Annotated in this window: 14 protein-coding genes; 11 read left to right on the top strand and 3 right to left on the bottom strand. The window is 70.3% G+C overall.

The genetic code is table 11. The features are described from left to right. Positions 1-3: 3 nt before the first annotated feature. Entirely contained in the window at positions 4-2,139 is a 2,136-nt protein-coding gene (locus WME89_RS48210) for a molybdopterin cofactor-binding domain-containing protein (protein ID WP_438006258.1), read from the bottom strand. After that, positions 2,136-2,600: a (2Fe-2S)-binding protein gene (locus WME89_RS48205; protein WP_438006257.1), complete on the bottom strand. Its 465-nt coding sequence runs from the start codon at positions 2,598-2,600 to the stop codon at positions 2,136-2,138. Before WME89_RS48205 ends, WME89_RS48210 begins: the two co-directional genes overlap by 4 nt. Positions 2,601-2,854: 254 nt before the next feature. Between WME89_RS48205 and WME89_RS48200 the strand changes: the two genes are divergently transcribed. Both WME89_RS48200 and WME89_RS48195 read left to right on the top strand, forming a co-directional pair. Beyond that, the gene (locus tag WME89_RS48200; protein ID WP_438006256.1) at positions 2,855-4,525 is read left to right on the top strand and encodes an NTP transferase domain-containing protein; all 1,671 of its coding nucleotides are present in this window, start codon (positions 2,855-2,857) and stop codon (positions 4,523-4,525) included. Positions 4,526-4,800: 275 nt separating this feature from the next. After that, positions 4,801-7,236 (top strand): substrate-binding domain-containing protein, encoded by a 2,436-nt coding sequence (locus WME89_RS48195; protein WP_438006255.1) that lies wholly within the window; start codon positions 4,801-4,803, stop codon positions 7,234-7,236. 158 nt (positions 7,237-7,394) lie between these two features. Here WME89_RS48195 and WME89_RS48190 read toward each other — a convergent pair whose 3' ends face one another. Beyond that, positions 7,395-7,523 (bottom strand): hypothetical protein, encoded by a 129-nt coding sequence (locus tag WME89_RS48190; RefSeq protein ID WP_438006254.1) that lies wholly within the window; start codon positions 7,521-7,523, stop codon positions 7,395-7,397. A gap of 330 nt (positions 7,524-7,853) precedes the next feature. On the opposite strand from WME89_RS48190, the gene WME89_RS48185 reads away from it, so the two are divergent. The 9 genes from WME89_RS48185 (at position 7,854) to WME89_RS48145 (ending at position 17,375) form a co-directional block, all read left to right on the top strand. Then, positions 7,854-8,381, top strand: coding sequence for a contractile injection system protein, VgrG/Pvc8 family (locus tag WME89_RS48185; RefSeq protein WP_438006253.1), 528 nt, complete (start codon positions 7,854-7,856; stop codon positions 8,379-8,381). After that, positions 8,378-9,655: a bacteriophage T4 gp5 trimerisation domain-containing protein gene (locus WME89_RS48180; RefSeq protein ID WP_438006252.1), complete on the top strand. Its 1,278-nt coding sequence runs from the start codon at positions 8,378-8,380 to the stop codon at positions 9,653-9,655. Before WME89_RS48185 ends, WME89_RS48180 begins: the two co-directional genes overlap by 4 nt. An 11-nt stretch (positions 9,656-9,666) precedes the next feature. After that, positions 9,667-12,060 carry a hypothetical protein gene (locus tag WME89_RS48175; RefSeq protein WP_438006251.1) on the top strand — a complete coding sequence of 798 codons (2,394 nt, stop codon included), beginning with the start codon at positions 9,667-9,669 and terminating at the stop codon, positions 12,058-12,060. A gap of 16 nt (positions 12,061-12,076) precedes the next feature. Beyond that, positions 12,077-13,378, top strand: coding sequence for a hypothetical protein (locus WME89_RS48170; protein WP_438006250.1), 1,302 nt, complete (start codon positions 12,077-12,079; stop codon positions 13,376-13,378). A gap of 39 nt (positions 13,379-13,417) precedes the next feature. Beyond that, a complete protein-coding gene (locus WME89_RS48165) occupies positions 13,418-14,143 on the top strand; it encodes a hypothetical protein (RefSeq protein WP_438006249.1) in 726 nt (241 codons plus the stop codon). A gap of 199 nt (positions 14,144-14,342) precedes the next feature. Further along, entirely contained in the window at positions 14,343-14,759 is a 417-nt protein-coding gene (locus WME89_RS48160) for a PAAR domain-containing protein (protein WP_438006248.1), read from the top strand. An 11-nt stretch (positions 14,760-14,770) separates the two neighbouring features. Continuing rightward, a complete protein-coding gene (locus tag WME89_RS48155; protein WP_438006247.1) occupies positions 14,771-15,907 on the top strand; it encodes a hypothetical protein in 1,137 nt (378 codons plus the stop codon). 461 nt (positions 15,908-16,368) lie between these two features. Further along, on the top strand, positions 16,369-17,097 hold the full coding sequence (locus WME89_RS48150) for a TIR domain-containing protein (RefSeq protein WP_438012064.1): 729 nt from the start codon (positions 16,369-16,371) through the stop codon (positions 17,095-17,097). Positions 17,098-17,237: 140 nt separating this feature from the next. Next, positions 17,238-17,375, top strand: a complete 138-nt coding sequence (locus tag WME89_RS48145; protein ID WP_438006246.1) for a hypothetical protein — start codon at positions 17,238-17,240, stop codon at positions 17,373-17,375. The last annotated feature ends 157 nt before the right edge of the window (positions 17,376-17,532 follow it).

The raw sequence follows: 17,532 nt of genomic DNA, 5'->3' as shown, positions 1-17,532 counted from the left end.
CACCTAGGCGAGGCGAAGCGGGAGAGAGCGCAGCCGCTGCTTGGTCAAGGCGAACACCGCGTTCGCGACGGCGGGCGCGATCGGCGCGGTGGCGGGCTCCCCGATGCCGCCCATCTTGGCCTGGCTCGGGATGATGTGGACGGCGATGCGCGGCATGTCGAACATCCGGAGCATGGGATAGTCGTGGAAGTTGCTCTCCTGGACCACCCCGTCGGCGATGTTGAGCTTGCCATGGAGCGCCGCCGTGAGGCCGAAGGCGACGCTGCCCTGGATCTGCGCCTCGACGCCGAGCGGGTTCACCGCGGTGCCGCAGTCGACGCTGCAGGTGACCTCGTGGACGCGGATGCGCCCCCGCTCGATCGAGACCTCCGCGACCTCGGCGATGATGGAGCCGAACGACTCGTGCATTGCGAGCCCGCGCGCCCGCCCCGGCGCGGGCGCGGTGCCCCAGCCGGCCTTCTCGGCGGCGACCTTCAGCGCGTTGGCGTGACGCGGCTTGTCCTTGAGCAGCTCGAGGCGGTACGCGAGCGGGTCCTTGCCGGCGGCGTGCGCCAGCTCGTCGACCATGCTCTCCACCGCGAAGGCGGTGTGCGTGTTGCCGACCGAGCGCCACCACAGCACGGTGATCGGCGTCCTCGGCGAGTGCAGCGACACGCGGAGCGCGGGCGTCTTCTCGACATAGGGCGACTCGGCGACCCCCTCGACCGAGGTGTGGTCGATGCCGTTCTTCATGACGAGCGACTCGAGCGGCGTGCCGGCGATGATCGACTGGCCGACGACCGTCTGATCCCACGCCGCCGGCATGCCGCGCGCGTCGACGCCGACCTGGATCCTGTGGACGAACGCGGGGCGGTAGTAGCCGCCGCGCATGTCGTCCTCGCGCGTCCACACGACCTTGACCGGCACGCCGGCGGCCTTCGCCACGATCACGGCCTCGGCGACGAAGTCCGCCACGGGGCTGGCGCGCCGCCCGAAGGCGCCGCCGAGGAACATCGTGTGGATCTGGACCTTGTCCGGCGTCGTGCCGAGGATCTTCGCCGCGGCCATCTGGTCGCCGGTCTGGAACTGCGTGCCGGTCCAGATCTCGCAGCGATCGCCGTCGATCTTGGCCGTGCAGTTGAGCGGCTCCATCGGCGCGTGCGCGAGGTATGGCACGTCGTACTCCGCCTCGATCCGGGACTTGGCCGCGGCCATGGCCTCCTCGATCTTGCCGACCTGGGCGGAGACCGTGCCGGGCTTCCGCGCCTGGGCGCGGAAGTCGGCGAGCAGCTTGGCGCTGTCGGCGCCGCCGCCCTCGGGCTTCGTCCACTCGGCGCGGAGCGCGTCGCGCCCGAGCTTGGCGGCCCAGAAATGCGCGGCGACGACGGCGACGCCGTTCGCGGTGGGGACGACCTTCTCGACGCCGGGCACCTTGAGGGCGTCGGCGGCGTCGAACTTGACGAGCTTCGCGCCGAAGGCCGGCGGGCGGAGCACCACGGCGGTGCGCAGCCCGGGGAAGTGCACGTCCATCCCGAACTGCGCCTTGCCCGTGATCTTCTCCGGCGTGTCGATGCGGCGCACGACGGTGCCGATCAGCTTCCAGTCCTTGGGGTCCTTCAGCTTCACCTTCGCCGGCGGGGTCAGCTTCATCGCCTCCTCGGCGAGCTGGCCGTAGGTCAGCTGGTCCTTGCCGTGGGTGATGACCCCCTTCGCGGCGACGCACGTCGCGGGCGCGACCTTCCACCTGGCGGCCGCCGCGCGCACCAGCATGTCCTTCGCCATCGCGCCGACGGTGCGATACCGCTCGAACTCACTGCTCGTGGACATCGACCCCCCGGTCATCTGGAAGTGCATCACCGGATGGCCGTAGACGGGCGCGGCCGGCGCGTGCTCCGACCGCACCTTGGACCAGTCGCACTCGAGCTCCTCGGCGATCAGCATCGCGAGCCCGGTCCAGATGCCCTGGCCCATCTCGGAGTGCGCGAGCACCACGGTCACGGCGTCGTCCGTCCCGATGCGCACGAACGCGTTCGGCGAGAGCGGCGGCGGCTGCGCCGCCTTCGGCGCGGCGCGGACCCCCTGCGGAACGTAGAAGCTGAGCAGGAGCCCCGCCGCCGAGCCCGCGGCCGCCTGCAAGAAGTCACGCCGGGAGACGGTCACTTGCCACCTCGCTTGACGAGCCGCGACGCGAGGTGCACCGCCTCGCGCACACGCACATACGTGCCGCACCGACACACGTTTCCGGAAAGCGCAGCGTCGATGTCGGCGTCGGTCGGATCAGGCTTCTGCTCGAGCAAGGCGACCGCCGTCATGATCTGGCCGGACTGGCAGTACCCGCACTGGACTACGTCGGCCTGCGCCCACGCCTGCTGCACCGCGTGCGACCCGTCGGCGGAGAGGCCTTCGATCGTCGTCACCTTGCGCGCCCCGACGTTCGAGACCGGCAGGACGCAGGAGCGCGCGGGCTTGCCGTCGATGTGGACCGTGCAGGCGCCGCACTGGGCCATGCCACAGCCATATTTGGTGCCGGTCAGTCCCAGGAGGTCCCGGATCACCCAGAGCAGAGGCATCTCCGGAGTGGCCTCCACCTCGCGAACAACGCCGTTGATATGGAGCTTCATGGCCGTTCAGGGCATAGTTTTGGGCTGGCGCGCCGTCAAGCGACGGCACCTGGGTTTATTGTTTCTTCAACGTCGACTGGCGGCTCGCTGTCGCCGCCGCGTCGCCGCGCCGCCGCGAGGGCGACGCGTGTCGCCCGCCCTTGTGAGGGCGGCGCGTGTCGCCCGCACCCTTGTGCGGGCGAGGACGACACGCGCGTCCAGTCACAGCGAACGCCCTGGCGAGGGCGTCGTGAAACGATGATGATACCCGGCGCATGAACGAGCTTGAGCGGATCGTGCGAGAAGCGGCGACATTGGTGGCGGATCGGTCCCCGTTTCTGCTCGCGACCGTCGTGCGGGTTTCGGGGTCGTCGTACCGGCGCCCGGGCGCGCGGATGCTGGTCGCCGGCGATCGCTGGCTATCGGGGTGCGTGAGCGGCGGTTGCCTCGAGGGCGACGTGATGCTCCGGGGAGAGCACCGGTGCCGCGATGGCGCCGTGGTGGTCACCTACGACTCGACCACCGAGGACGGCGAGCCGTGGGGCGTGGGGCTCGGCTGCAACGGCGTCGTCGATGTCCTGCTCGAGCGCGTCGAGGTCGGGGCGGCCCACGACGCGCTCGCGTTCGCCGGCGCCTGCTTCGCCGGGGAGACCACGGGCACGCTGGTCACGGTGATCCGCTCGACGACCGGCGCGGTCCGGGTCGGCGCGCGCCTCGCCTTCGGTCCGCCGTGCGCCCTCGCGCACCCGGTGACCGACCCTGCCGCGCGCGCCGCGATCGAGCGCGCGGCGCGCGGGCCGGCCGGGGTCGTCGAGCTCGACGGGCCGGGGATCACCGTGCTCGTCGAGAAGATCGCGCCGTCGCCGCAGCTCTTCGTGCTCGGGGGCGGTCACGACGCGGTGCCCGTCGTCGCGCTCGCGAGGTCGGTCGGCTTCCGGGTCACGGTGGCTGGCCCGAGCATCCGCCAGGGGGCCCGGTTCGTCGCGGCGGAGCGCGTCGTCTCGACCGGCGGGGCGATGGATCGGCTCCGCGCGCTCATCGACGCCGCGGCCGAGCCGTACGTGGTGATCATGCACCACCAGCGCACGCCGGATCGCGACGCGCTCGAGGTCGCCCTCGCGTCGCGCGCCCGCTACATCGGCGTGCTCGGGCCCGCGCGCCGCACGCGGGAGCTCCTCGCCGAGCTCGGGCGCAGCGCCGGCGACGATCCGCGGCTCCACGCGCCGATCGGGCTCGATCTCGGCGCGGAGACGCCCGAGCAGATCGCGCTCTCGGTCGTGGGCGAGCTCCAGGCCGTCGCGCGCCGGGCGCAGGGGGGCAAGCTGCGCGACCGCGTCCGGCCCCTGCACGCCGGCCTGGCGATGGTCGTGCTCGCCGCCGGCGGCTCGCGCCGCCTCGGGCGCCCCAAGCAGCTGGTCGAGCTCGGCGGGACGCCGCTCGTCCGGCGCGTGGCGACGGCGTGCGTCGAGGCGCGGTCCGGGCCTGTCGGCGTGGTGCTCGGCGCCCACGCCGGCGCTGTCGCGCGCGCGCTCGGCGATCTCGCCGTCGCGCACATCGCGAACGACGAATGGGAAGAGGGGATCGCTTCCTCGATCCGCGCCGCGGTCCGGTGGGCGGAGGCCTCGAAGGCCGACGCGCTCCTGATCGCGCTCGCGGATCAGCCGCTGATCACGGTCGAGCACCTCACCGCCCTGCGGAATGCGTGGCTCGCGGGCGCGCCGGTCGCGGGGTCGCGGTTCAGCGGGGTCGTGGGCGCGCCGGCGGTCTTCGATAGATCGCGCTGGGAGGCGCTGTCGCGGCTCGAAGGGGACCAGGGCGCCGGCAGGCTGCTGCGCGCCGAGAGCGTCGCGGCGATCGACTGGGAGGGCGGGGCGATCGACGTGGACACGGCCGACGACGTGCGCGCGCTCGGCGGGCATGCGCCGGTGGAACAGCCGAGCTGCTGATCCCTTTTCGTGGCGCCGGCAACCTTCCACATCAACCAGCTCACCCGCGGCGCGGCTCCGCGATGGCGTCGAGCGGAAGCGAAGGCCGCGGCTGTCTGGCGCGGGAGCGTCGGATAGCTCAGGCGCTGACGCATGTGGGACTGCAATATCGTGTGAGGTCCTTGATGTCGCCGCCACCATGGCGATACGATCGCTTGCTCATTCGGCAGCGGAGCGGTATCCCCCGCCGCGTTGAGCGAGCGCCGCGCCCATGATGGAGGCTCGGAACGAACCGCATGCTCAAGGTGTCTGATGTCTCCTCCGCGCTGCAGCAGATCGTGCGGCGGGCGACAGCCATCCTCCCTCGCACGACGCGCGGCTGCCTGCTTGTCCGCGAGGGCGAACGCCTCGTGGCTCGAGCGCTGGTGGGGTTCGATGCTCCGCGGCGGCGATCCCAGGTCATGTCGGCAGCTGCAGCGCTCGGCGGCGAGCGCGCCCTGCTCGACCCCGAGGCGGCGCCCGGAGCGGGATGCGGGGTATACGTCGTCGCTGCGCACGCGTGGTACCGGGCGCACCTGCCACTCGCGCTCGAGGCCGACATCGCTGTTCCCGAAGGTGCCGGCATGCTGATCGCGCCCATCCATCGGCGCGGCGAGCCGGCTGGCTACCTCGCCCTCGAGCAGGCGACCATGGAGTCTCCGGACGAGGAACGCCGCGTGATGATCGAGGTCCTCGCGGACGCCGCCGGAGACGCGCTGGAGCGCCACAGGCTCCATGACGAGAAGGCGGGGGCAGCGCAGGAGATCCGCCTGTTCGAGCGGCTGGTGAGCGCGGTGGGTACGACCGTGGCGCTGCATCACCTCGTCGAGACCATCGCCCACGGCATCAGGAGCGTGCAGCTCGAGCCGGACTGGAAGGCGGTGGAGCTCTGGCTTTTCGAGGAAGAGAGCCTCGGGGACGGCTCGGCGCCTGCCCGGGGTGACCTGCGCGCCCGCGTGTACAGGACTCCGAGCTACGAGGCGACGACCTACTGGCAGAACATCCGCGCCGGCGCCGTGACCGCCGGGCGTACCCTCGGGATCGACGTGGAGTACCGGATCGGTGAGGGCGGCCGCGGCGAAGGCTCCCAGATCGACCTGCTCGACGAGGCGATCCGCCGCCGCATGTCCGGGATCGTCATCGCGCCGAGCAACCCCGAGAGCGCGGAGGAGGGGTTCCGGCGGGCAGAGGAGGCCAACATCCCGGTCATCGTGATCGACAGGCTGCCGATCCCGGGCACCCGGGCGCCGCTCTTCATCGGGACGGACAACGTGGCCTCGGGCAGGCTGGCGGCCGAGGTGATGAAGCGGTTGCTCCCGGGCGGCGGCGCCGTCGCGGTCCTCGGCGCCGTGGGGCTCGCGAGGAACGTCCGGGAGCGCGTCGAGAGCTTCCGCGATGCGGCCCTCGGGTCGAACCTCGCCGTCCTGCCGACCATCGCGTGCGACTGGGACCTGGAGGCCGCGACGAAGCTCGCCATGGCGGCGATCGGGGGGAGGCCCGACGTGGCCGGCGCCTTCGGGGCCGCCGCCGACCACGGGCAGTCGTTGGGCCGGTCCGCGCGGGCGCTCGGCAGGAGCGGGGAGCTCAAGATCGTCGGGTTCGACCTCCTGGCTGGCACGGTCGCCCTGCTCCGGCAGGGCGTGATCCACGCGACGATCGTCCAGCGCGAGTACGACATGGGCTTCCGCGCCGTCGAGGCGATGCATCGGATGATCGCACGGGGCATCGCGCCGACCGTCGCAGAGCTGCCGCCCTCGCGCATCCTCCACATCGGCGTCGACTGCGTCACCCTCGAGCCCACGCCCTGGTCCACGGCGCTGAGCGACTACCTTACGCTCGACGCGGTCCGCCAGGCCGCGAGCAGGCAGGTCGATGGGCGCGGGACCGCCCACCATCCGGCCGAGATCATGATGATCGCGCTCACGCCCCCCGCGCACACCGTCGTCGATGACCAGGTCGCGGTCCTGGCGCGCTCGCTCGTGGGCCGCGCGACCGAGGCAGGCGCGGCGCTCGTGATCGACCCGACCGAGGGCGAATGGCGCGCGGACGCCGCCCTGCCCCCGTGCCACGCGGGCGCGCGCACGGTCGTCGCCGTGCCCCTGCAGGCCCGGGGGAACACCCTCGGCGCCCTCGTCCTGAGCAGCGATCGCAGCGGAGCGTGCGGGCAAGGCGACGTGTCGTTTCTCGTCCGCGTCGCCGACACGGTGGCGGTCGGCATCGAGAACGCCCGGCTGTTCCGCCGGATCTCGGAGCGGAGCGCGGCGCTCGAGCGCGCCAACCAGCAACAGGCAGAGATGCTCCAGACGATCCGCGAGCTCGAGAGCCCCGTCGTGCCGATCGCGGACGGCATCCTGGTGATGCCCATCGTGGGCGTCATGGATGCCCAGCGCTCCCGCCACTTCATCGAGTCGATGCTCCGGGAGATCGACGCTCAGCGGGCGCAGGTCGTGCTGATCGACGTCACCGGGATGGCGAGCGTGGACGCGGCGGCGGCGTCGCAGCTCGTCCAGGCGGCGCGCGCGGCCGCGCTGCTCGGCGCCGAGGCGGTGCTCGTCGGCATGAGGCCGGATGCCGCGCGGATGCTGGTCGATCAAGGGCTGGACGTCGGTTCGATGGTGACGCGGGCCAACCTGGCGCGCGGCTTCAGCTATGCGCTGCAGAGGGTGCGCGGGCGCGCGTCGAAGCACGGCTGACCGCGACGGGGTTGTCTGACCTGCTCCGGCGGCGGGAGGGGATCGATCGGGAGGTGGGTGGTGAGGTCTCTTGATGGCCATCGCGGGCTGTTGTCGCTCAAGCTCGCTGACAGGTTCCCTTGGCGACCGGATGATGGCCATCGCTGGCGGTCGCCGGCTCACCGCAGCCAATCCTTGCTCTCCTCGAGGAGCTCTTCTTGCGTGGGGCCCTCGTAGTCGGGAGTGACCAGGATGAGCTGCGCCATGAGCCGCCCGACAGGGCTCTCGAAGCGCCCTGCCTTCGCCATCTCCGGGCTATTCGGCCGAGCGCGTCGGGCCGTCAACCGTCCGTGGTGGCGTGGTCTCACTCCGCCTCCGCCTGGCAGGAAGCGGTAACGCGCCGACAGGGCCAGCCGCGTGGAGTGGAGCCGGAACGCGTCGCCGTGGCGCTCCACCACGGCGCTCTCGAGATTGTAAGACAGCGTAGCGCTGGAGGAGAATTTCTACTGCCCCTCACCACGCGTCGATACGGCAGACATTCGGGGCCCGCGCGCGGGAAAGATGCTGAGAACAGAAGGACGCCCGCCACCTCGTGATAGAAGGGCTGCTCCATGTCGACCGAGGTGCCTCATCCATCCGTGTTCGAGCTTCGGGCTGGCGCTCTCGCCGCGCAGGACCTCACCGTGCTCGCGTTTCGCGGTCGCGAGTCCATCTCGCGCGGCTACCGGGTCGACATCGACGTTGCGGCGCCGATCGCCGATCCGGCGGCCTTCGCGTCGCAGATCCTCGAGCAGCCGATGCGCCTCGCGCTCCAGGGCGAGGGCGCCCCGCTTCGCGTCATCCATGGCGTCTGCACCCATGTGACGTGGCGCGCCGCCCTCGACGACGGCCGCAGCGTCTACCGACTCCGCCTCGCCTCGCGCCTCTCGCTGCTCGGCCGGCGCCGCACGAGCCGCATCTTCCAGGACAGGACCGTCGACGCCATCGTGGCCCTCGTCCTCGACGAGTGGCGCGTCCCCCGGCGCTTCGCGCTCGTCCGCGCCTCGCCGAAGCGCGCCTATTGCGTGCAGTACCGCGAGACCGACCGCGACTTCGTGACGCGCCTCCTCGCGGAGGAGGGGCTCTTCTACTACTTCGAGCACGACCCGGGCATCGTCCGCTCGTGACCGGCTGCGTCGCCAACGCGGTGAACCGCGCGCCGTTCCAGCTCCCCGAGGCCAGCACCCGGAGCGGCGTGAAGACGCGGAGCAGCCCGAACGGCGGCGGCCACAACGAGCTCAGCTTCGAGGACCGCAAGGGCAGCGAGCTCGTCCACCTGCGCGCCGAGCGCGAGCTGGACGTCCGCGTCGGGACCGATCAGCGGGTCGGCGTCGGAAACGACCGCTCCGTCATGGTGGCCGGGCGCGACGCGCTCGACACGGGCGACCGGCTCACGAAGGTCCGCCGCGACGACGACCTCGAGGTCGAGGGCCGGCGGAGCGCCCGCGTCTTCGGCGAGAGCGAGGAGCACGTCGTCGGCAATCGCGCGCTGCGCGTCGACGGCATGGACACGGCGAGCCTCCTCGGCGGCTCGGTGCTCACGGTCGAGGGGCCGTCCATCCTCCGGATCACGGGCGAGTACAGCGTCGACGTCGGCGCGGGCGACGACGCGGGCGCCGCGCAGATCAACGTCTCGGGCTCGCTGGTGCTCGGCGGCTCGAGGTCGCTGCGCCTGGTGACGCAGGGCAGCCTCACCCTCTCCGCGGGGGAGAGCTCGATCGAGATCGACCCGGAGGGGATCCGGATCACGGCCGGCAAGGTGGAGATTGCCGGCGCGCAGACGCTGTCGCTCTCGGGCAAGGGACCGACCCTGTCGCTCGGCGAAGAGGCCGAGATCGCCGCCAAGCAGGTCCGCATCCTCTCCAGCGACGCGGCGCTCGAGCTCGGCGAGGACGCCGCGCTGTGGGGCCGGCTGGTGAAGCTGAACTGCTCTCGCGACGAGCCGCCGCCCGGCGGCGGCGACGACGAGCCGAAGACGAAGCCGTTCAAGGTGCAGCTCACGGACGAGGAGCTCGAGCCGTACGGAGGCAAGCGCTACCAGCTCGTCGCCGAGGGCCGGCGGTTCGAGGGCGAGACCGACGTGGACGGGGCGATCGCGGTGGACATCCCCGAGACGACGCAGCTCGTCGAGATCACGATGTGGCCGGGGAAGTACCCGACGGGCCCGAAGAAGAAGTGGACAGTGCGCGTCGCCGCGCTGCCCGAGGCGACGAAGGTGGAAGGGGCGCTGCGGCGGCTGAAGAACCTCGGTTATTATGAGGGGGCGATCAAGGACGACGCTCCGGCGGACGAGGGGTTCCGGGCGGCGCTCGCGTGGTTCCAGAAGGATCACGAGCTCGGGGAGACGGGGGAGCTCGACGCGCAGACGGCGAGCGAGCTCGCGCGGGTACACGGCGGCTGAGGAGCATCGAGATGGCGGACGGGAACCAGGGCGGTGGTGGGCCGGCGCAGGCGCCGGCCGGCGATTTCCTGACGAAGCTCTCCGAGGCGTACCCCTACGGGGACGAGCCGCCGCGGCTGACGGTCGCGATCAACGACATGGCCGCGGGGGCGCCGGACGGCACCGTGTTCGGTGACGACGGGGTGCGCCCGGTGAGCCATGTGCTGCCGGACGACGCGATGAAGCGGCCGGAGACGATCGGCGATGTGCTCGCGTGGATCGACCAGCGGATCCGCGTCTTTCCGATGGATCAGGTGTGGCTCACGCAGGTCGGGCCGATGATGAACTGGTGCGCGGACCCGAAGGAGGAGCAATGGGCCCAGGCGGTCACGGAGATCCTCTTCGGCGCCACGTACGGCGGCCCCGGCGGCAGCTACGACATGGGGACGAAGAAGGGCGTGGCGCGGTTCCCCGCTTCGGAGAACTGGGAGACGTACATCTTCAGCCGGATCCAGCGGCGGTACCGGAGCACGCTCGCGCGGGAGTCGAAGAGGTACAAGGTCACTTTCGGGCATTACAACATCGGATCCTGGCTGAAACCAGGCCCGATTCAGGACGACCTGGGGGTGGCTTCGCCGACCGAAGGAGCATCGAGCCCTCCCGACGGCTCGGCGCCTCCTGAGGCGTCGCTGCTGGCTGAAGACGAGGAGGCGCCGGTCGTTGGCCCGATGAAGGACGACAGGCTGCTCGAGGACCCGATGGGGCCCCGCTGGAGAGAGCAGAAGAACGACGATCCGGCCGTGCCGATCGTCGTCGCCTGCCAGCACCTTGCGACCTACGGAGCGCTGACGCGAGGTTTTCGCGTCGAGCACCTGGACAGCGCCGGGTACGCGGCCCAGTTCGCGACCGGAAGCCTGGCCATCTTCTCGGGAAGGCCTGCAACCCCGAGCGATGAGCCGCCCCCGCAGGGCGGGCGCTGGTACACCCTGCATTCCGCTGCTGCCGACAAGGCGAGCGCGGGGCCAGCTGCAGGGGCATCGTCTCCGCCGGTGGCGTACGAGGACCTGCTCAAGATCGAGCGCGCCAGGCAGCTCTCGCCGCCGCTCACGCCAGGCACCATCTTCGTGTTCGATCCCGACGCCGGAGCTCAGAAGGTGACGCTCTACCTGAGCAGGTACGAGGACGAATGCCTCCGTGAAAAGATCCTCCTGAAACATTTCGCAGCGCGCAAGACGCCCGGTGCGCAGGACGTCGAGAGCCCTTACTCGCAGAAGGACAGAGTCGCCCCTGATTACCAGCGAGAGCTGGAGCTCACGAAGCCGAAGGAAGATCCCAAGCTCCTCGAGGATCTCCGATATTTCGAGAAGAGAAGGGAGGCGGCCAATGCGGATATCACGCGCGCCAAGATCCACGCGAAGCTCAAGGAGGATCTCGCGACCTGGGAGTCTCAGAAGGCGCTGGCGCTAGACACCAAGACGAGCGCCGTCGTCATCGACCTCAAGAAGCAGCTCGACGGCTCGCACATCCACTACATCCTCCGCGTGCACAAGGACAAGCCGCTCGTGCAGCTCATGGACACCGGCAACGGGGCCAACTTCTGGGCGAAGATCGACAAGGAGAGCCCGGGGCGGGGAGCGCTCGTCGAGTTCATGCAGGCCGGCATCGTCGACGGCAGCGCGCAGAACAAGGTCGGCCCCGGGCAGATGCTCGGCTTCTGCGGCATGGGCGTCACGCCACCTCCTCCCGAGGACCTCGGCGAGATGGCTGCGTTCATCAAGAAGGCACGTCCGATCGGCTTGTTTCGCCTTGTCTTGACGATGCGGCCCAGCAAGGCGGCGATGACGCCGAGCGACGTGCTCTATGTGAGCCGGCTCGCCCGCATGTACGGCAATTCCCCGGAGCAGAACTACACCGTCGCGCAGATGCTCTGGGGGATCCGGAACACTCCCGGCTTCACCAACCTGCAGCCGTGGGTGATCTTCTTTATCCCGCGCGGGGCCCTCGCCCGGTCGATGTGGGCACACGGTGGGCGCGAGATGACGCTGAGCATGTTCATGTCGGAAGTCGCACCCAACTACGAGGCCGAGTTCGGCCGCCCTGCGAGCCTGAAGTTGCACAAGAACTACTTGCCCGCCGTGGCGATCACGAACAGCGGGAGGCAGTTAGCGGACTACGCGGGCAAGGCACAGTTCCAGTGCCGATGGAAGTACATGACGGGTGGCTCAGGGAAGGCAGAGCCGAGCGCCGCCTGGCCCATGGCGATCGAGAACAGGCTCAAGGAGACCGCCTGGAATGATATCTACTGGCATCCAAGGTTCGGCACAGGGGCAGAGGCCAAGGAGCGAATCGACGCGCTCACGCCCGCGATGTTCCTGGACGGCGCGACCTCGCTCATGGGAGACGGCGATGCTCAAGCTTCTGTCTGAGGGCTTGGTGTTCGCCATGGTGGCCCTCTCGGCCCTGCTTACCGGATGCGGCGCGCCGAGCGCGCCGTCGAGGAGCGCCGAGGTACGGCAGGTCGTCGTGCTACCGCCGCCGCCGCCGAGCGCTGCGCCGCCCGAGCCTGCGAAGGCTCCGGACATCGTGCTCTTCTCCATGCCGGCCGCGGAGGATCCCTCGGCGGACCTTCTGCGCTGCGAGCGGGGCGACATGGAGGGTTGCCGCGCTGCAGGCTGGCTCTTCCTCCACGGCTTCGGCCTGGCGGAGGACGCGCCTCGCGCGGATGATCTGTATACGAAAGCATGCAAGGGCAAGAACACCAGGGCGTGCATGGAGTTCGCCGTGGAGTACTACCACTGGCACGACTGGCCGATCAAGGCGACGGAAGAGCTGGTGGAGGCGGTTCAGCACAAGCTGGCGTGCGATCACGGTGAGAAGCAGGGCTGCCTGGCGCTCGCCCTGGATTTTCTCCGCCACCCAGAGGAGCTGGACGCATATTACAAGGACACGGTGGGCAAGACCGCGCAGAAGGCCGCGGAGGATGCCTGCGCGGCGTCCCATATCGCCGCATGCTCGACGCTGATGGACGTGGCCCAGCGGAGCGGAGACAAACCCCGCGCGGAGGCCCTGGCGACGAAGCTCCTGGCGATGTGCCGCGCGGGCGAGATGGGCGCGTGTGGGCGCGTGCTTCGCTACCCGTGGTCGGACAGGACACCGGCCGAGCGGAAGAGCCTCACGAAAGACCTCGGCCTCAAGCTGTGCAAGTTCTCCGAGGCCGAGTGCCGCGCTGGCAGGGGAGCATGCTCGCTTGCGATCGGATGTGTCGGGGAAGACAGCTTTGATCCGCAAGGACCGGAAGCCGTGGCGGAGTTCACCTACCGCGCGTGCGCCGTCAGCCGCGACTTCAAGCGATGCGAGGAGCTCGCGGACATGTTCGAGCGCGGCAAGGGCGTGCCCAAGGACCCGGAGAAGGCGAGCTTCTTCGATATGGCCGCCTGCCAGCATGGCCGCGACCTGGCGTGCCGGCGCACGTTGGGGCGTATCCGGAAGCAGGGGAGCGGGCCCGAGGTCGACAAGAAGATCTTCGAGGTCACGAAGATCGGTTGCCGCGTCGACAAGCGCGACGTCGGCTGGCTGATGAGCTGCGAACGGCTCGCGGAGATGTACGAGACCGGCACCGGGACGCAGAAGGATGTCGAGAAGGCGGTGGAGATCTTCACGGCCGTATGCCCTCATCGAGAGGAGTCGTGCGACGAGCTCCGCCGCCTGAAGAGGCCCGTCCCGCCGGACGCGGACGGCCCGTGACGAGGGAGGTCAACCTGGATCGGAAAGGGCGAGAGCGTCATGCGTCTTGAGCGATATGCCGAGGTCCTGGCCCACGTGGTCTATTTTCGCGGCGAGGACCTCTACGAGGTGCTCGCGCGCCTCGGCGTCGCGCCGGCGGAATGGGAGCGGGCCGACGCCGAGCATACGGCGGAGCTCGCGCTCTCGGCGAAGCGCAACCAGGGCATCCAGGCGCTGCGCTTCAGCTCGGTCTTCGCGAGGACCCGGCGCAGCCTCGAGGCGAAGCGGCCCTCGCTCGCGTCGCTCGGGCCGCCGCAGCGCCCGGCGACCGAGAGCGTCGCGCCGGCGCGTCCCGTGCCGCCCGCGCCGCCGCAAGGCCCGGCGTACGCCTCGCCGCGCTCGCCGCCGGACCGCGACGAGGTCTCCCCCTGGGCTGCGGGCGCGCGCGCCCGGTCCGCCGGTGCGGGGAGCTGGGGGCCGGCACCGCCCCGCCTCGAGGGGGCCCCGGCGGCGGCGAGCCCGCCGGCGCCACCTCGACCCGCGGAGGCTGCGACCGTGTCGCCGAGGCCCGCCGCCGGCGCCGCCGTCCCGCAGGGCACGGCGGACATCGCGGAGTTCGTCCCGCGGCCCGACCTGCCGTTCCAGGCTCGCCCGGCGCCGGCCGCAGGGCAGAGCGCGCCGGAGGGGAAGCGGCTCCAGCGGTTCGACCCACAGACGGGCAAGCCGCTCGATCCACCGCTCTGGGCCGACGCATCGCCAGCGCCGGGAGACGAGGGAAAGCGCTGAGACCCGCGGACGCCCGCGCGCTCGACAGACGTGCGCGACAGCACCCGTTCGCCCGAGCAACACGCCGGAGGATGCCGCTTGCTCGTGCCCACGCGGGTCGAACGCGGCAGGCTTGTCCGCGCACCATGGGTCCACGCGACGAGGGAGACACGCTCGGCACGTGGCGCCGGCCAACCAGCACAGGAAAGCACGGAGGTTCATGCGATCGCGATCCCCCAGCCCAGGCAAACCCGCCGCGAAGCAAGGCGACAGGATCATCGGCATCGATACCCACGTGGTGATGATTCCCTCACCCGGCGGGCCGGTGCCAACGCCGACGCCGCTGCCCTTCAGCGGAGCGTTGAGCGGCGGTCTGAGCGAGGACGTCCTCGTCGAGGGCAAGCCGGCCGCGATCCAGGGGAGCACCGCGACGAACGCCCCCGCCCACGTCCCCGCGGGGGGCACCTTTCAGCGCCCGCCGTCGAACCAGGCGCGGATCCAGGCGGGCAGCAAGACGGTGCTCATCAACGACAAGCCCGCCGCGCACCTCGGCGATGCGGCGCTGACCTGCAACGACCCGGCCGACGCGCCGAACGGGAGCGTGCTCGCCTCCGGGACCGTGCTGGTGGGCGACTAGGGGCCAAGGGCATGGGACCAGGGGCCAAGGGCATGGCGGCCATCACGGAGCCCGCCGCGGGGGCGCAGGAGGCGAGCGAAGGGGTCTCGCTGGCGCAGTACGCGGCTGTCAGGGCGGCGATGTCGGAGGGGTTCCCGCTCGCGGACGTCCTCGCCGTCGAGGGCTTGAGGCCGCGCGCGTTCGCGCGGGCCGATCTTCACTGGAAGCAGCGGCTGGCTGCGGAGCCGGAGCTGCTCGCGGAGTTCGAGGAGGAGCTGGCCCGCGCGGAGGACTGGCTGGACCGACCGATCGAGCCGCTCGCGGACGACGCAGCCGCGTGGGCGAGCTTCCTTGCGGCCTTCGGTGCGCATCCGGCGCCGTTCGAGCTGCTGCAGGAGCAGCGCGTGGGCATGAACGACATCGCGCGGCTCCGCCGCCGCTGGGCTCGACGCGCCGAGGAGGACGCGGAGCTCGGCGAGCTCCTGGCGGAGCTTCGCGCGAGGCCCGGGGAGCTGGGGCCGCTCCGGGTCGGCCCGCAGGTGCTGCGGCCGTCGAGGGTGGCCGGCGCGCGGGGACTGGCGGACGCGCGGACATCCCAGCCGTCGGCGCCTGGTGCCTGGCCACGACCGCCGCGAGGACCCCGGGATGTCGCGGAGGCGTTACCGGTGCAGGCTCCCCCACGGGGCAACCCGGGGATCCCCTTCGCAGCGGCGGAGCCCGCGAGGCCTGCCGGAGCTCTGGCATCGTCGAGACGCGCTCCGCACGCGCCCGATGAGCTCGGAGAGACGTCGCTGAGCGTCAAGGTCCCTCGCGAGCTGCTCGGGCAAGCGTACGCGCAAGCCGCCGTGACCGGAACGGCCCCCCAGGGCTCCATGGCGGCACCGTCGAGCGAGGCCGGCGGCGGCAGTCGAGCGCCCCTCGCCGAGCCGAGCGAGATCTCGTTACCGCTCGCCCAGTACGCCGCGCTCTGCGCCGAGCTGGTCTTGTTCCCTGACGCTTCCGAGGCGATCTTCCAGCGGTATGGCCTGGGTTCGACCGAGAGGCGGTCGGCGGTCGATGCGGCCTGGAAGGAGCGGTTCAGCGAGCGCCCCGCGGAGTACGCGAGATGGCAGGAGTTGTACCGGCGTTATCATGCGCACTTCACGAAGCGGGGCGCGCCCGCGGAGTGATCCACACCAATCTCGCCTTGGCCCCCGGCGCTTGCTCACCCAGCCATTCGGCGATCCGATCAGCTGGACCGGCCGGCGTCGATGAGCTGTCGGGCGCAGCGGGCGTCAGCGTGAGCGTCGGACTCGACTGCGGGTGGGGCTTGCTCGCATCTGCGCTGATGGCGGCAGGTCGAGCAGCCGACCGATCGCCTCGTGAATGACCCGCGCTCCTCCTGACCCGCGAGGGCGACGGCGCGAGTGAGCGTCTCGGGGGGCGAGGCGCCCATGGCTGGTACCGGGTTCGATTCCCGGCGCCTCCACCAAGAAGACACGGTGAGAACCGTGTCTTTTTGCTTTTGTGTGCCCTGCGTGTGACCTGGCAAAGTTTGGCGGGGGTCCAGGAGCGGGCGAACGGTGTGGGGTAGACCACCGGGCAAGAGCGCGCCGGGGTGAACCGGCGGGACGGAACGGTACGCGGCGGGATGGGTGACAGGCGACCGGCGGGACTGATTCCGGAGCCGCCTCATGTGCCTGATGCCGTACGGACAGCCTCCGAGGGCTCGTACCGCTGGCGCCTCCTGCAACTGCGAACGCTGAAGACGAGACGCGGCTCATGTGAGACGCAGGTTGGACTGGTCCCCTGCAACGCGGCGAGATGGCCTGGTTGCTGGAACCCAGCAGAGCTCAGGCGTTGGCTAAGGCATTTGCGACTCGATCGCGCTCATGATATTCATGTGCTCATGTCTCCGACCCCTGCCCCGACCGACGTATTTATCTCATACGTAGCCGCTGACGAGGCACACAGAAATGAGCTCATAACGCATCTCGCCGTATTGAGGCGACAGGAGAAGCTTCGCATTTGGGATAGCCCACACACCGACGTCAGCAACGGACAGGACACCGATGTTGTCTCAAAAATTGAGACGGCCAATACAATCATACTCCTCGTCAGTGCCAAATATCTCGCGGACGACAAACGGTGGCACGAAATGGAGCGAGCTGTTGCACGTCACTCTGCCCGAGAAGCACACGTGCTCCCCGTTATTTTAAGCGCTTGTGACTGGACAAATACTCCGCTTTCCTGCTTAGGGACACTGCCCAAAGAAAGAACTATCCTGGCATCGTCAAACCAGTTCGAAGAATGGGCATCCGTCGTAAGCCACATTAGAAACTTGTTGAGAGGCAGTAGTCCAACCTCCCGGGTGGAGTAAATCACGGCCTCCCTTCGGCGCGTAACTGCTACCCCGCAGGTGCCACACGTGACCCTCACCAGAGCGCCACCCAGACGAGCCCGCTGCCATCGTAGCGACCCGCACGCAACCGACACCGCCGGCTCGTCGATACCCTGGGCATGATCGACCCTGACGAGCTCGACGCCATCGCTGAAGCTGTTCTCGCGGAGGAGGGCGAAACCTTCTCCCTACCCGTCGCGCCCGGCTTCGTACTGGAGCTCGCCTACGACAGCTCCGGGCTGTTCGCCGCGACCTGACGGGCCGGCTCATGGTGGCGGGCGATCGACATCGGGGAGGCATAATGCCCTGTCTCGCGTGCCTGCGGCAGGCGGGAGACGGGGATCCGCGTACGCCCACAACGGAACAGCCCACGAGCCGCTCGCCGGTAGCACGGCGGCCGGGTGCAAGCCCTTG

It is taken from the genome of Sorangium sp. So ce321 (genome assembly GCF_051530195.1).
Lineage (GTDB): Bacteria > Myxococcota_A > Polyangia > Polyangiales > Polyangiaceae > Sorangium.
This window is presented reverse-complemented; position numbering and strand designations above follow the sequence as displayed.